We start from the raw sequence: 15,151 nt of genomic DNA on the forward strand, positions 1-15,151 counted from the left end.
CTCTTTTATTTTATCCCCATCTGCCCCGATTAAAACGTTTGCGTTAACCTCTATCAACTCCACCCACTCGGTCTCATCACGCATAGTTACGCATGCTTTGTTAAAGAAATATGCCTCCTTCTGAACTCCACCGCTATCTGTCAGCACTAAATCGCAACTTTTAAGTAACCACAACATTTCAAAATAGCCAACCGGTTCAATCAGCGACACTTGGAGGTCCAAGCCCTGAGACTTTAATGCCGCTTTAGTCCTAGGATGAAGCGGCAAAATTACTTCTGCCACTTCTCTATGTAGGTTATTCAGTGCCTCGACGATGCTTCGCAACCTCGAAGGCGAATCGGTGTTCTCTGCCCTATGCAAGGTGGCCAATATAAACCCAGCCCTCTCCCTACCCATGCTTTGAGGAGGCACCGCATACTCAGAAAACATGATAGCTGAGTCTTGCATCACATCCCCAACCTTGTGGACATCAACTGGTTTACGATCAAAGCCTTCCATATTTAGATTTGACACCGCGGCATCTGTCGGGCACAGCAACACATCACTAAGCTGATCAGTTAAAATACGATTTACTTCTTCAGGCATCGCCATATTAAAACTACGAAGCCCAGCTTCCACATGAGCCACCGGAATATTGCACTTTGCAGCTACCAGCGCTCCAGCCAAGGTAGAGTTTGTGTCGCCATAGACCATTACTCGATCAGGATCCTCGCGCAAAATAATTTCTTCAATCGACTCCATCATGCGTCCAGTCATAGCACCATGAGGCCCGCCATTTATATTGAGCTGATAATTTGGCACTGGAATGCCCAGCTGATCGAAAAACACATCAGACATATTCTTGTCAAAATGTTGCCCAGTGTGAACAACGACCTCTTGAAATGAATCTATTTTCTTAATTTCGCGCGAGACAACACCGGCCTTTACAAACTGAGGCCTCGCTCCAATAATTGTGAGAAGCTTCATTCTTAACTCCAAGTCTTCCTATAAAAATCAATCAGTTTTTCTTCCTCAAGTCCCCAATTGTATTTACTGAGAACCGCCTTCCTGCCCTTTTCGCCCATCGCTCTGGCTTCGGTTGGGTTCGAGATAAAAAAGCTAACTGCCTTAGCTATTTCCTCAGGGCTATACGGGTCGACACAGAAACCACACCTTTCTTTCTCAACGATATCAACCCATAAAGGAATATTGGAAGCTATTACCGGCAACCCAGCCCCCATGTACTCAAACATTTTTACGGGCAAGGCCTCTAAATAATTCTGAATAGGATGAAGCGCGACTAATCCAGCAACCGACCTTCTATACACGTCACACACACCGTCTCGATCAAGATACCCCACATATTCGACTTGCTCCCACTCTGGCATCTGAGAAATCTTCAGTTGAAGATCTTTGGATGTACAGCTCCCGGCCAAAATAAGCTTGGTGTCGTCTGGGCAATAATTGAGGGCCTGCATAGCCTCCAATATTCCGCGCTTAATACCAATACCACCAACATAGCAAAAAGACCGTGACACCTCCGCTCTTGCTTTGGTCGAAACAACCTCATCTAAAACCGGGTAATTATTAACCGAGACAGTGTTCCGATTGATACTGCTAAATTTATGGGCAATCGCCGGGGTTGCAGCGACGATACCGTCCAACCTAGAACAAGCATATACTTCAAAGCGTTGCGCAAAGAACGAAAGTAACTTTAGGACCCACTTATTAGCGTAATGCTTATTCAGCAACTGAAGAGGAAAATCCTCATGCGCGTCAAATATCACAATCTTCCCTTCTCGCTTCAGCTTAAGTCCTATAGGTAATAACTCTGGATCGTGTAAATGATAAATGTCGGCGTTAACCTCTAACGCTTTTTTATAAACCTGCCACGGGGAGAGCAGTAGGCGGCTTATGCGACCATGCTGGTTTGGCACCGATGTAATTAGCACACCGTCCTTAAGCTCATCTCCTTTCCCATCTGCCACAACTAACGTTACATTATATTTTGACTTAGCAAGAGACCGACACTCCTTTAACAAAATACGAGCATCGTAACGAGAATGGACACTAGTCAAATGCGCTACGGATGTTTTATTACCTTGCATTTCTCGTCATCCTCTTTCCAGAAACACATAGCCCCCAAGCCAACGCAGTGACCGGCCATAAATGTGATTTTGCAGTTAATAAAAGCAGCCCAACAGAGATCGAGACCAGAAAATAGAATGTTTGATACGAATTAAAATATTTATACTTTACAGACTGCCTAACCGCGTCTGCCGCAGGTATAAGTGCTAATAGCAAAAACAGAACGAAACCAACCAAGCCAAAACTATCCCACACGCTTATGATATTATGTGGGCCGCTACCCGCCCCGCCACTCTCAAAGTGCCCTCCAAATTGGCCTAGGATCGGAGATCGCTCAATCCTCGCCCAAGCTTCTTCCTTAAGATCCTGGCGTGCTGTCCACGAATTATCCGATCCTAAATTTAGTATATTGGCCTGCCTTGACTGCAACATATGGCCAGAAAAATTTGCGATCAAAACTGATAACGCGGCAACAGCCAATCCCACCACAGCCAACTTTTTTGGCTCGCTCTTTGAACGCACCATATAAAGCATCGTCATACTAAATATGACAGCCGCAAACTCGCTCCTTGCGGAAAGCACAAATAAAACAAAAACACTTCCTATAGTCACGAGCACTTGCTGAGTTATTGAAGTACTAATAGCTAATAGGGCGAAGCATAGGATTAACGCACTGCGTGCAAATCCTTGGTAACTGGCTACTCCTTCTTCAGCATCATAAAAGCTGGCAGCATAAAAAAGGAGACTTCCCGTACTAATAACATATGCTATAAGCATGAACACTATCACAACACCAGACACCCATAAACAGCGCCTGAACCAAATTATTTCTAAATCTAAAGTCGAACCCAAGGCCATTAGAGCAACCCAAAGCATTGCTATGTTCAAATATTGCATCAACGCTTCTTGCATATAATACTCTGGGTAAAACCATCTTGTGATCAAAGCTACAGCGGTTGCCCATACCAAAAAAAACAATATGCAACAACTATAAGACGGCATCACGCAAATGGCGCGTTTAACGACTCCTTTATAAAATGGAATATAAGCAATCAAAGCAAGCAAACATACTGGCGAAAAAAAGCCGCCAAGAAATCCAGGGATGTGCCCAGCCGCCACACCTTGGTGGTAAAGGTAAAACCCAGGAAATAGCAGTAATAATATAATAGCAGATAGGACTTCAACTGGAACTGGGCGCCTATGCCCTACATTAACACATGAGGCTGGATTCAACATCTTTATAGCCACGCTCATCTAATTGATATTTAGTTTTGTGTTAAATGTTTATTTATCCATTTCATTCTCGGCCATTTTTAAAAAATCATAAGCGCCTAGCCCCATCACTGTATAGCCTCTCTCCATGAGGACTTTATGCTCCCCCGTGTTATATTGCCCATAAAACGCCATAGGATGACTATATCGTGCAAATCTGGACCTTAGGTAAACGTAAGCTTTTTTAAACAGAAGGCTACTAGATAGATACTGTTTCGCGTACAGAGCTAAATTTTCGCCAGCATTACCGAGCTGTTCACCCGAAATGCTGCCCTCCTTGTTATAACAAGCTTTAACATATGACTTATAGAACGCCCTATTTTCTCTGAGCTTTAATGGTATATTTTTCCAAAACATAGAGAAATCCATATCCCATAAGGGCAACCACCAATCGAAATCGAAATACTCATAAACCCTCACAGAATTACATATATACTTTGCTTGGCGCTCCGACCACCCGAACTCACTGAACATGCTAGCAAACCGATGGCAATCAAGTACTGCATCCGCCGGAAGATGCCTTGTTATATAGCTTGGTTGACCGCTATTGTTCTGGGTCGCTAGGGAGGCAGGTGCAATCTTATAATGGACACGCATCAAACTTTCAGCATATTCCTCAGAGGTTAATCGTTCTTGCTCAAATACGCTTTGAGGAAGAAGGCCGGTAACGCAGCAGTGTCCTGGAGCAAAAACACAGTCCGCTTGAACGATGCTTCGTCGCTTCAATTCACGTACGGCAGGCCAATCTTGGATATGTGCGTAGCTGGCCCAACCTGAGCCCCAGCGTTGATAATCCCAAAACTCTTGAAGCTGCCAAACTTCCTCCCACATTTGGTTGTTATATTCTATAAAATGCCAGTCGATCCCTAATGCAGAGGCTACTTTCTCAGCGTATTTTGCTTCGTTATTGCCATGCACCCCGTACGAGAAACTAAGTATGTTTTCATAGCCTAGCCTTCTCAACGTACTCGCAATTAAACGGGAATCATACCCCCCACTTAGCGGAACCACAATCTGACGACCAGCTGCGTATTCTATCAATCCTTTTACCGCTCTGACGGTAGCAGCATCTAATCCTTGCTCGAGTTCATCTTCATTATATGAATTTGGTTCAACGTGTAAAAAACGAAAGAATCTCTTGGTTAATACTTTTAAGTCGTTACCATCGCTGGTTACTTCAAGGCACTCGCCAGCTTGCAACTGCTTAACCTTTCGAAATAAAGTGCTGGCCCCGGTTACATAACCGATAGCTTGAAACTCCTCCTTAGCAAGAGCGTCCATCTCTCTATCATTTACTTTTCGCCTCACCCAGTCCGCATCGTCCGACAAATAAAAGACATTTCCTTCTTCCCCATAAAATATGGGTATACTCCTAATGTGATCTACTGCAGCCAGCAATTTACCTGACCGGCTTTTAACTAAAGCAAAAAAACCATTCTGAGTCTTCAATGCGCTTGCTAAATCTTCGAGAGACCACGCATCTTCAAACTTTGCATTTACCCTCAATATTGTTCCGCATTGCCACCGCCGCTCATTCAGGGAGCTCACCGTGCTAGACCACTTTGGCGAGCGAAAATATGTCGCTATTTTATCCATTAATATACCTTTCGAAATAATCGCCAGTAATGGGTTAATATAAAACAAGCGCTGAGGGTCAGAGACGCACCCCATACAACTTCGTTATTTTTAAAGGGCAGCGCCAGCCATAAAGGTGACGTGGTTAAAAAAGAGATAATAGCCGCGCGCGCCGCTGGGGTAGTGACCATACGGTAGGTGTGCCCGGTGTTATGTGCGATCCATAATAAGAATCCCGTCCAACATAGCGCACTGGCTAATGAGAAATAGATAACCGCAGCTAGCAGGTTGTCACACCATGCGCCGGCTGCGATCGCGGCCATTCGAGAAATCAACATAACAACTTGAAACAGCATCCCGTGCTGTTGCTTTTCCATCACGGCGAAAAGCGTACTTAACGGCGAGGTGATAAAAACGAGGTATAACCACGGTGTCATCCAACGTGCGACATGCCCTGCCTCGCGCCATTGTTCGCCAAAAATAACAGAGAACACTTCAGGAGCCGTTATCATTAACGCTACAGCAGGAGGCATAGCAATCTGTGCAAGTTTATAATGAATAGAGTGTACCAAAGCACCCAGTTTGCCTTCCCGATGCGCTTCTGCAGCGCTGGAGAAAAAAACGTTTGCCACAGCTTGCCCTAGAATTGAGATCGGCGTGGCAATGACTCGGTGTGCGAGAGCATAGATCCCCGCTGCCCCTGCGCCAAATAATGCTGCAAAGAATAGCGGGGGTAATTGGCTACCCGTGGTGTTAAAGAATCCTTCCCAAGTAGAGAACAAAGGAAATTTTCGGTATCGCACTGCGGCTAACCTGACTTCTTTCCAGCGCCATCGCTTGAACTCCGGGCGGCGTAGAGCCGACCTGGCTAACTTCGCGCTACCGAAGCCTTGCCCTATGGCGTGGCCGGCCAGCAATGAAACTCCTCCTGCCTTGTATCCCAACACTTGTACTAACAGCATAACCACTGATTGAAAAATCTTAGCCCGAGCAATATCAGGATATTGTTTCTCCCTTATTGCCCAATAGTTAAAAACTTTAAACATTCCCTGCAAAAGAATGCCTAAAGGTAACAACCATAATAGGCTAGCTAGCTGTGGCACACCCATTATGTCCGCCATAAGGTCGCTTGCTAACCATACGGCGACCGCCGAAACAGCAGTAGTTCCCAGCACACATATTATAGTAAGTACCAATACACTTACGGCCTCCTGTGCACTTTCAGGCAGCGGAATAGCCAACTCATAGCGCATACCTGAAATTACGGCCGCAATAGATAATAACGCAGCATATATCGCCAGCATCCCAAAATCTTCTGGACTATAAATACGTGTTAGGAGTGGAGAAATGACTACCATTAGCAATTGGGCGATGGTTGTCCCCCCCACCAGCACGCTCACGCCCCGCACAAACTTAGATTTCGGCTTCGCCTTGTTCTTAAGGCCAAGTTTCATTTTTTTTCCTATGCTAGCCATTACGGAACTATAATTTATTGAACCTTAAACCTTAAACCTTAAACCTGCCACTGACAGCCCATCAAAGACACTCACGACTTTACTAACGTCCTCCTGCGTTAGATATGGATGCATAGGTAGGCTTAGAACTTCGTTGCAAACTCTGTCACCTACAGACAATGTGCTATTCTCGTCTCCCACTGCGGGCTGTCGGTTGAGTGGTATGGGATAGTGAACCGCCGTGGGGATTCCTGCATCTTTCATCCTCAACTGCCAAGCGTCACGCCCTGCCACTTTAACAGTATATTGAGCATATACAGAGCTATTATAGCTCTCTATACAAGGAAGCTCGCCGACCTCTCTATTTCTGAAAAACTTATTGTATAGCGAAGCCACTTTTTGTCGTAAATGTATTTCGTCTTCAAAAATATCCAACTTTAACAATAATATAGCCGCTTGAATTGTATCAAGCCTGCTGTTTACACCTACTCGAATATGATGATAGCGCCGATCCTGACCGTGACGTGCAATCTGACGAATAATTTTAGCCAACTCATCATCATTAGTAAAAACTGCCCCGCCGTCACCGTAACAGCCCAGCGGCTTACTCGGAAAGAAGCTCGTACACGCAATGGTCGTTAAGTTACACGACCGCCTGCCTTTATAAGTGGCACCAAAGCTCTGCGCTGCATCCTCAATGACGGGTATCTTATATTTATCAGCAATCGCATTTATCGCATCGTAATCAGCACATTGCCCATATAACGACACCGGAATAATTGCCTTGGTACGGGGTGTAATAGCTTGTTCAAGTAGCGCCGGATCCAGATTGTAGGTCCGCGGGTCAATGTCGACATAGACCGGCTTCGCTCCGAGAAGCGCGACAGTCTCTGCGGTCGCTATATATGTGAAGCCGGGGGTGATGACTTCGTCCCCAGGCCCTATACCAAGAGCCATTTGCGCGATCTGTAGCGCATCCGTACCATTAGCGCAGGTGATGCAATATTTGGCGCCAACGTAGTCCGCCAGCTTTTCTTCCAGCTCTGCCACCTCAGGGCCTAGGATATATTGGCCATGGGCCAAGACACGCTGTATACCAGCATCGATCTTGTCCTTGATACGGGCTTGCTGGGCTTTCAGGTCGATAAACTCAATCATTGCTGCGCTTCCACTTTAGTCAGAAGATCCCCATCCAATACGTAGCTGGCCCCGGTATGGGAACAGATCGCCCGCCCTGCACCCCGCACGGGCAGCTCAAGCTGCTCACCGTATTCACTCATCCAGCCGATCTGCCGTGCGGGCACGCCGACCATCAGTGCATAAGCAGGTACGTCTTTGTTAACTACTGCTCCTGCCCCCACGAAGGCGTACTCACCTATGGTGACTCCGCACACTATCGTGCAGTTAGCGCCCAGGGTTGCACCTCTCTTCACCAACGTGTCGCGGTACTGATCCTTGCGCTCAATCAGAGAGCGAGGGTTATAAACGTTGGTGAATACCATGCTCGGTCCGCAGAACACACCGTCCTCCAGCGTCACGTTGTCGTAGACAGACACGTTGTTCTGAACTTTGCATTGGTCGCCGATGATCACTTTGTTGCCCACGAAAACGTTCTGCCCCAACGAAACGCCCTTTCCGATACGTGCGCCAGCGCATACGTGTACGAAATGCCAGACGCGAGAGCCCTCACCTATCTGCGCTCCTTCATCAACAATCGCGCTGGAATGTTGGTAGAAATCAGCCATGCAGCACCTTCTGAAGCAGAGGATGTGGATTTTCGGGGTTGCGCACGATCTCGGCTTTGCGCATGACATCCACGGTTTCGATGGCCGCACGGTTATCTTCTACGCCGTAGCCCTGGCCCGCGAGGATGCGCTCATAGCTCTGAGTGTGCAGATCAGTGAACCCACCGGAAAACTCAAGCTCTTCGCCTTCGATATCGATGCTGCGGTAGGTGAGCTTTTCTCCCTGGACGGCATTTTCAGGGAGGTGGTTAGCGTCGATGGACAGAAACCAGCGGACATTAGCCCGCTCATATTTCAGGAAGCCTGACGAGGTTTTCTCATCGCGGTAGTGCACTTCGTTGTGCGTAATCTTGCCGAAGATGAAGTGCAACATGTCGTAAAAATGCACACCGATATTGGTCGCAACGCCGCCGGACTTCTCATCAAAACCCTTCCATGATTTCAGGTACCACTTTCCGCGAGAGGTCAGGTACGTCAGGTCTACGTCAAAGACTTTATCTGCCGGAGCGGCCTGCACTTTTTCCCGCAGGGCGATAATGGAAGGATGTAGGCGGAGCTGAAGTATCGAGTTGACTTTTGCCCCGTACTCATTCTCGTAGCGGGTGAGAGCATCCAGATCTGCGGTATTTAGCACCAAAGGTTTTTCGCAGATCACGTCGATGCCGTTTTGCAAAGCGAACTTCATGTGCGGCAAATGGAGGTAGTTCGGAGAACAGATTGCAACGTAATCGAGCTTATGGCCGCTTTGCTTCAGATCTTCGACGAAACCGGAGAACTCCTCGAATTCAGTGAAGAACTCTGCTTCCGGGAAGTGACTGTCCATAATGCCGACGGAGTCATTAACATCCACGGCGACTACAAGATTGTTTCCAGTTTCCTTGATAGCTTTCAGATGGCGCGGCGCGATGTAACCGGCGGCACCAATCAACGCGAAATTCTTCATTTTTGTCCTTAACGTCTACTGTGTGGCTTCAAGCCTTGATGATATTTTCTGCCGGTGCGCGATATTTGCCCCCTGCTGTCCACCAATACCCGTGCGTGCTGTTTGATCAGTTCGTAATCAAACTTGTCATGGTCGGTGGCCAGCACCACTGCATCGAAGCTGGCAATGTTTTCTGCTGTCATCGGCTCACTGCTAAGCTCGAAATGGTGCTCGCGCATTTTGGGGAATACCGGCACGTGCGGGTCGCTGTAAGCGACGACGGCACCTTTGGCCTCAATGAGCTCCATCAACTCTACGGAAGGCGATTCCCGCATATCATCGACGTTTTTCTTGTAAGCGATGCCCAGTACCAAAACGCGGCTACCCTTAAGAGACTTGCCGCTGTCATTGAGACCATCCATCAGCTTGCTGAGTACGTAAGCTGGCATGGCGCGGTTCACTTCGCCGGACAGCTCGATAAAGCGAGTGTGCAAGCCATACTCGCGTGCCTTCCAGGTGAGGTAGAAGGGGTCTATCGGTATGCAATGGCCGCCCAAGCCCGGGCCAGGGTAGTAGGGAGTGAAACCAAACGGCTTGGTGGCGGCGGCATCTACCACTTCGAAAATGTCAATTCCCATGCGGTCCGCCACGACTTTCATCTCGTTGACCAACCCGATATTCACGGCGCGGTGGATGTTCTCCAACAGCTTTGTCATCTCTGCAGCCTTGGTAGAGCTTACCGGCACGACCTGGTCGATGGCTTGCTCGTACAGCGCCTCACCGACTTCCAAACAGGCAGGAGTATGGCCGCCGATCACCTTTGGAATGGTGCGGGTCTCGAAGTCGGGGTTGCCTGGGTCTTCCCGCTCGGGCGAGTACACGAGGAAGATATCCTTGCCCACTACCAGACCACCCTCCTCCACTCGCGGCAGCAGCTCTTCTTCGGTAGTGCCCGGATAGGTAGTACTTTCCAGAGAGACCACCTGCCCCGCCCGCAGATACGGTTTGAGCGCGTCCGTGGTGTTGATCACGAAGCTCATGTCCGGCTCGCGATATTTGTTCAGCGGTGTCGGAACGCAGAGAATCACCGAATCACACTCGCTGATGCGGCTGAAATTGGTCGTTGCTTCGAACCCGCTTTCTCGTGCGGCCGCTATCTTTTCGGCAGGAATATGCTCGATATAGCTTTTCCCCGCATTCAGCTTGCTTACCTTGCTCTCGTCAATATCAATCCCCAGAACGCGAAAGCCGATGGCGTTGTAGCGAAGCATCAACGGAAGTCCTACGTATCCCAGGCCTACGACGCCAATCAGCGCTTCCTTTTGCTTGAGCTTCTGGACGGTTGTTTGTTGCGTATTTGCAGTCATATCGAGACCTGATTTTCAGTTGGGTGGTTGTTGGATGGTGCGTAAAAGCTTTATTCGACGGTGACGGATTTAGCCAGGTTTCTGGGCTTGTCTACGTCGGTGCCTTTTACCAATGCCACGTGATAGCTGAGCAGTTGTAACGGGATGGTGTAGACAATCGGCGAGACGCTTTCATATACCCACGGCATGCTCAGGTGCGTAATACCGTCACCGTTATCCAGCTCTGCCCTCTCACAGACGAAGTTGATCAGCTGGCCACCGCGGGCGCTGACTTCCTGCAGGTTGGACTTGAGCTTTTCCAGCAGGCTGTCGCTGGGGGCGACACTTACTACGGGCATGTTTTCGTCCACCAGGGCCAGCGGGCCGTGCTTGAGCTCACCGGCTGCGTAGGCTTCTGCGTGGATGTAGGAGATTTCCTTGAGTTTGAGCGCCCCTTCCATGGCGATGGGGTAATGGGGGCCGCGGCCCAGGAACAGGGCGTGCTGCTTGTTGGTGAAGGTGGCGGCGAGCGCTTCGATGTGCTGGTCCAGGTGCAGGACCTTTTCCACCAGGCGCGGCAGGCCACGCAGGGCGCGGACGTTGGCGCTGATCATTTCAGGGGCGCGGTGGTTGGCCTGGGCCAGCGCGGTGGTCAACCACAGCAGTGCAACCAGCTGGGTGGTGAAGGCCTTGGTGGAGGCTACGCCGATCTCCGGGCCGGCTTTGGTCAGCAGGCGCCAGTCCGCTTCGCGTACCAGCGAGCTGCCGGCCACGTTGCAGATGGCCAGGCTGGCCAGGTAGCCCTGCTGCTTGGCATGGCGCAGCGCGGCGAGTGTGTCGGCGGTTTCGCCGGACTGGGAGATGGTTATAAGCAGGGTGTTGGGCGGTACGGCTACTGTGCGGTAGCGGTATTCACTGGCTACCTCCACCTGACATGGCAGGCCGGCCTGCTCTTCAATCCAGTACCGGGCAACCAGACCGGCATGGTAGCTGGTGCCGCAGGCAACGATATGGATGTTCCTGATATCCGCCAGGTGGGTTTCCGCTTCCGGGCCCAGGGCGGCGGTCAGAACGTGATCTTCGGCCAGGGTGCCGTCCAGTGTGTTGGCGATGGCGGCGGGCTGTTCGTAGATCTCCTTGAGCATGTAATGGCGGTATTCGCCCTTGTCCATGCTGTGGGCGGCGTGTTCGTAGCGCAGCACGGGGTACTCGACCGATTCGTTGCGCTGGTTCCATATTTCGCGGCTTTCGACGGTCAGGCGGGCGTGGTCGCCTTCTTCCAGATAGATGAACTGATCGGTGACCTGCAACAGGGCCAGTGGGTCGGAGGCGATGAACTGCTCTTCGCTGGCTTCGCCGATGACGAGGGGGCTGCCCATGCGGGCGCAGTAGAGTGTGTTGGGCTCGCCCTGGTGGATCACGCCCAGGGCATAGGCGCCGTGCAGTTCTCTCAGGGTGGAACGGAAGGCGCAGAGCAGGTTGGGCTTTTCCTTGTAGTGGTGGGCCAGCAGGTGGGCGACCACTTCGGTGTCGGTTTCCGAGGTGAAGGTGTAGCCGAGGTCGGTGAGCTTCTTGCGCAGTGCGCTGTGGTTTTCGATGATGCCGTTGTGGACGATGGCCAGGCGTTCGGAGAGATGGGGGTGTGCGTTGCGTTCGGCGGGTTTGCCGTGGGTGGCCCAGCGGGTGTGGGCGATGCCCAGGTGGCCGTGGACGGGCTCCTTTTCCAGGGCGTTTTCCAGTTCGATGACCTTGCCCACGGCGCGGGTACGTTTGATGCCGTTGCCGGAGGCCAGTACGGCGACGCCGGCGGAGTCGTAGCCGCGGTATTCAAGGCGGCGGAGGCCTTCGATGAGGATGGGGGTGATGTTGCGTTTGGAGATGGCGCCTACTATTCCGCACATGGAGGTGTTCCTGCTTGTTTTGTTTTGCGTTCAGGCACGCTACCGCCCCAGGATTTACTGTCTGCTTCCTGAGGACTAGCAATAACGAGTTTATGACGCCAACTTTGTGACGCCTTGGCGGCTATAAGACCGCGGGTTGTCGGAAATGTTCAGCCAGACGCGGAGAGCGCCCTAAGTGGGACGCTTAGTTGCTGTTGGCGGTTAAGCAAATCAAGTAGCACTATTGCCCTTTCTTCACCATCTGCCTTACAGAAAACCGCATTCAGATCCTTGAAGGGGCCTTCGATTAACGTTACCGGCGATCCTGTCTTGAATAATGGCTTGTTGCCTGCCTTGGAAAGCCGGGCCTGCAGGTCGTCGATGATGGCATCGGGTACCGGCAGTGGCTCATTGGCGAAGGTGATGAGGCGCAGCACCCCGCGGGTTGAGCGTATGCTGTGCCAGCTGTCGCTCAGCCGGCACAGGTTGATGAAAAGATACCCCGGGAATAATGGCTGTTGTGTGACAACGCGTTTGCCCTGGCGGATCTTTTCTACGGTGTGCAGGGGGCAATAACAGGAGAAGAACTGGTTGCGCAGGTTCTCTTCGGCCCGGATTTCCTGCCGGGGTTTGCATTGAACCAGATACCATTTCGCAGTTCTTGATGTGTCCAACACGATGAATCCGCATCCTTTTAACTCGCGGCCCTCGCGGGCAACGATATTACTTGGCTATCAGTTAATTCCGATAAGTCCGCTGTATGAGATACGCTCTCATAAACCATACAGCCGAGCTTGAGACTTACCAATAGTCCATTTGTTCTATCGTTGGGCTTTCAGGGAATAAGAATTTCACAAGGGCGCGAACCAGGTTGCATTTTCTGGCGTAATGCCAGTGCCAGGGCTTGCTTTGCCCCCTCCTCTCCGTGTATCAGGCGCACCTCTTCCGGCGGGTGCCGCATGCGTGTGATGAAGTTCACCAAGCCTGCCTGGTCCGCGTGGGCGGAGTAGCCGCCCAGGGTGGTCACGCCGGCGCGGATATCCAGGCGTTGGCCTTCAATATCCACATACCCGCCGGCCGGCCCATATTGCTGGATGGCCCGGCCGGTGGTGCCACGCGCCTGGTAGCCGGTAAAGAGCACGTTGTGGCGCGGGTCCTCCAGCATGGCTTTGAGGTAGTTGACCACCCTGCCCGCCGTGCACATGCCGTTGCCGGTAATGACGATGGCCGGCTGGCGGGTGCTGGCCAGGCGGTTGACCATGGCCAGATGCTGGGCATGGGTGTTGACGGTAAGCAACTGATCAAACCCGAGGGGCCTGCGGCCGCTGGCGACGCGCTTGAGCGCTTCCTTCGCCCAGTAGGGTTTGAGCTGCCGATACAACGCAGTGAAGCGGGTGGCCAGGGGTGCATCCAGAATTACCGGCATCTGCTGCCAGTCGCCCTTGCCCCCGTTGATGATCTCTTCCAGCTCGTAGAGCAGCTCCTGGGTGCGGCCGATACTGAACGCCGGGATCAATACCGTGCCGCCATCCGACAGCGCCTGCTCCAGCGCCGTCTGGAAGCGCCGGCGGCGGGTGCGGCGGTCCTCATGCAGGCGGTCGCCGTAGGTGCTTTCCAGCACCACGACATCCGCCGAATAGGGAATGTCCGGGGGCGGCAGGATGGGTGCGTGGGGTGCGCCCAGGTCACCGGAAAAGATGATGCGGCGGCGCCGGCCCTCTTCGGGATACAGCACATCACACTCCACCCACGCGGAGCCGAGGATATGCCCGGCGCGCTGAAAGCGGATCTTCAGTTGTACCTCCGGCGTGTCGACTACCTTCACCCACTCCCGGTAGGTCTTGCCCTGCAGCATGGGCTCCACCAGCTGGATGAAGCGTTCGGCCTGCTGCTGGTCGCGCTGGATGCCGAGCAGGAAGGCATCTTCCAGCACCGTGGGCAACAGCAGGGCCGACGGCTCGGTGCAATACACCGGGCCCTTGAACCCGGCACCGATCAACCACGGCAGCCGGCCGACGTGATCGATATGCACATGGGTGAGAATGAGCGCCCTGATGGAGCCCAGCGGGAACTCGATGCTCAGGTCCCCGGCGCCCCTGCCCCGGCTGGAGGATTCATCACCCTGAAACAGTCCGCAGTCTATAAGAACGCTCGCTTCCGGCGTCAGGTGCAGCTGGTGGCATGAGCCGGTTACGCCATTGACGGCGCCGTGATGTTCGATGTAGGGATAGTTCATTTCGGCGCCTTGGACGAAAGTTTCCGGTGGGTCTGTTTTGATTGTGCTATGTATTCAAGCGAGGCGCAGTGAACGAGTACGCAATATGAGCGTCAAAGGGGCACACTTACGGGTGGCCAGTTGCACCCACCGTGCCCATACTGCAGCTGGCAGTGGGCAAGAGTGTCGGCCCCGGCCGACTGGCATGACAAAACGCATGGGATGGCATGTTCAAATCTATTCTGGTTGTTTGTGTAGGTAATATCTGTCGCTCACCGACGGGCGAGGCTTTACTGAAAGGCAAGTTGGAAGGACGCGGAATCGAAGTCAGTTCGGCCGGGCTCGGTGCATTGGTGGGCAAGCCCGTTGATGCCACAGCCGCAGAGGTAATGGCCGCCGCCGGTTATCACCTGCCTGATCATCAGGCCCGCCAATTGACCCCCGATATGCTCCGTGCAGCCGATCTGGTGCTGGCGATGGAACAAAAGCATCTGGAATCGATCCATTCAATGGCCCCGGAGGCCCGCGGCAAGACGTTCTTGTTTGGCAAGTGGTCGAACAACCGGGAAGTACCTGACCCGTATCGCCAGCAACTGCCTGCCTTCGAACATGTATTTCGACTTCTCGATGAGGCCGCCACTGCCTGGCTGCCTTATCTCAAGTAAAAACAATCGT

The 15,151-nt window shown here is 51.8% G+C and carries 12 protein-coding genes and 1 pseudogene; 1 reads left to right on the forward strand and 12 read right to left on the reverse strand.

Features of this window, described 5'->3' with window-relative positions; genetic code table 11:
- The 12 genes and pseudogenes from wecB to IEW63_RS06085 all read right to left on the reverse strand — a co-directional run.
- Positions 1-966: non-hydrolyzing UDP-N-acetylglucosamine 2-epimerase (wecB, locus tag IEW63_RS06030; RefSeq protein WP_188635711.1), on the reverse strand; the 966-nt coding region annotated here is incomplete at its 3' end.
- A gap of 2 nt (positions 967-968) precedes the next feature.
- Positions 969-2,087 carry a glycosyltransferase family 4 protein gene (locus tag IEW63_RS06035; RefSeq protein ID WP_188635712.1) on the reverse strand — a complete coding sequence of 373 codons (1,119 nt, stop codon included), beginning with the start codon at positions 2,085-2,087 and terminating at the stop codon, positions 969-971.
- Entirely contained in the window at positions 2,077-3,303 is a 1,227-nt protein-coding gene (locus IEW63_RS06040) for a hypothetical protein (protein WP_188635713.1), read from the reverse strand. The genes IEW63_RS06035 and IEW63_RS06040 overlap by 11 nt, the downstream gene beginning before the upstream one ends.
- A 48-nt stretch (positions 3,304-3,351) precedes the next feature.
- Entirely contained in the window at positions 3,352-4,935 is a 1,584-nt protein-coding gene (locus IEW63_RS06045) for an asparagine synthase-related protein (protein WP_188635714.1), read from the reverse strand.
- On the reverse strand, positions 4,935-6,368 hold the full coding sequence (locus tag IEW63_RS06050) for a lipopolysaccharide biosynthesis protein (protein ID WP_188635715.1): 1,434 nt from the start codon (positions 6,366-6,368) through the stop codon (positions 4,935-4,937). The genes IEW63_RS06045 and IEW63_RS06050 overlap by 1 nt, the downstream gene beginning before the upstream one ends.
- 45 nt (positions 6,369-6,413) lie before the next feature.
- Complete coding sequence (locus IEW63_RS06055; protein ID WP_188635716.1) at positions 6,414-7,526, reverse strand: DegT/DnrJ/EryC1/StrS family aminotransferase; 1,113 nt, start codon at positions 7,524-7,526, stop codon at positions 6,414-6,416.
- Positions 7,523-8,113, reverse strand: a complete 591-nt coding sequence (gene wbpD, locus IEW63_RS06060) for a UDP-2-acetamido-3-amino-2,3-dideoxy-D-glucuronate N-acetyltransferase (protein WP_188635717.1) — start codon at positions 8,111-8,113, stop codon at positions 7,523-7,525. The genes IEW63_RS06055 and wbpD overlap by 4 nt, the downstream gene beginning before the upstream one ends.
- A complete protein-coding gene (locus IEW63_RS06065) occupies positions 8,106-9,056 on the reverse strand; it encodes a Gfo/Idh/MocA family protein (protein ID WP_188635718.1) in 951 nt (316 codons plus the stop codon). The genes wbpD and IEW63_RS06065 overlap by 8 nt, the downstream gene beginning before the upstream one ends.
- A gap of 28 nt (positions 9,057-9,084) precedes the next feature.
- Positions 9,085-10,402 (reverse strand): annotated as a pseudogene (wbpA, locus tag IEW63_RS06070) (UDP-N-acetyl-D-glucosamine 6-dehydrogenase).
- A gap of 50 nt (positions 10,403-10,452) precedes the next feature.
- Complete coding sequence (glmS, locus tag IEW63_RS06075; protein WP_188635719.1) at positions 10,453-12,282, reverse strand: glutamine--fructose-6-phosphate transaminase (isomerizing); 1,830 nt, start codon at positions 12,280-12,282, stop codon at positions 10,453-10,455.
- A gap of 149 nt (positions 12,283-12,431) precedes the next feature.
- Positions 12,432-12,938 (reverse strand): transcription/translation regulatory transformer protein RfaH, encoded by a 507-nt coding sequence (rfaH, locus tag IEW63_RS06080; protein ID WP_188635720.1) that lies wholly within the window; start codon positions 12,936-12,938, stop codon positions 12,432-12,434.
- Between the two features lie 158 nt (positions 12,939-13,096).
- Positions 13,097-14,497 carry an MBL fold metallo-hydrolase RNA specificity domain-containing protein gene (locus tag IEW63_RS06085; protein WP_188635721.1) on the reverse strand — a complete coding sequence of 467 codons (1,401 nt, stop codon included), beginning with the start codon at positions 14,495-14,497 and terminating at the stop codon, positions 13,097-13,099.
- Positions 14,498-14,703: 206 nt separating this feature from the next.
- Between IEW63_RS06085 and IEW63_RS06090 the strand changes: the two genes are divergently transcribed.
- Positions 14,704-15,141: a low molecular weight protein-tyrosine-phosphatase gene (locus IEW63_RS06090; protein WP_188635722.1), complete on the forward strand. Its 438-nt coding sequence runs from the start codon at positions 14,704-14,706 to the stop codon at positions 15,139-15,141.
- Positions 15,142-15,151: the final 10 nt, after the last annotated feature.

It is taken from the genome of Halopseudomonas pertucinogena (assembly GCF_014646575.1).
In the GTDB taxonomy this organism is placed as follows: Bacteria; Pseudomonadota; Gammaproteobacteria; order Pseudomonadales; family Pseudomonadaceae; genus Halopseudomonas; species Halopseudomonas pertucinogena.

Coding starts and splice junctions, on each gene's coding strand:
- IEW63_RS06090 (WP_188635722.1), top strand. CDS start 14,704: ATGTTCAAATCTATTCTGGTTGTTTGTGTAGGTAATATCTGTCGCTCA.
- IEW63_RS06035 (WP_188635712.1), bottom strand. CDS start 2,087: ATGCAAGGTAATAAAACATCCGTAGCGCATTTGACTAGTGTCCATTCT.
- IEW63_RS06055 (WP_188635716.1), bottom strand. CDS start 7,526: ATGATTGAGTTTATCGACCTGAAAGCCCAGCAAGCCCGTATCAAGGAC.
- IEW63_RS06040 (WP_188635713.1), bottom strand. CDS start 3,303: ATGTTGAATCCAGCCTCATGTGTTAATGTAGGGCATAGGCGCCCAGTT.
- IEW63_RS06050 (WP_188635715.1), bottom strand. CDS start 6,368: ATGAAACTTGGCCTTAAGAACAAGGCGAAGCCGAAATCTAAGTTTGTG.
- IEW63_RS06085 (WP_188635721.1), bottom strand. CDS start 14,497: ATGAACTATCCCTACATCGAACATCACGGCGCCGTCAATGGCGTAACC.
- IEW63_RS06045 (WP_188635714.1), bottom strand. CDS start 4,935: ATGGATAAAATAGCGACATATTTTCGCTCGCCAAAGTGGTCTAGCACG.
- wbpD (WP_188635717.1), bottom strand. CDS start 8,113: ATGGCTGATTTCTACCAACATTCCAGCGCGATTGTTGATGAAGGAGCG.
- IEW63_RS06065 (WP_188635718.1), bottom strand. CDS start 9,056: ATGAAGAATTTCGCGTTGATTGGTGCCGCCGGTTACATCGCGCCGCGC.
- glmS (WP_188635719.1), bottom strand. CDS start 12,282: ATGTGCGGAATAGTAGGCGCCATCTCCAAACGCAACATCACCCCCATC.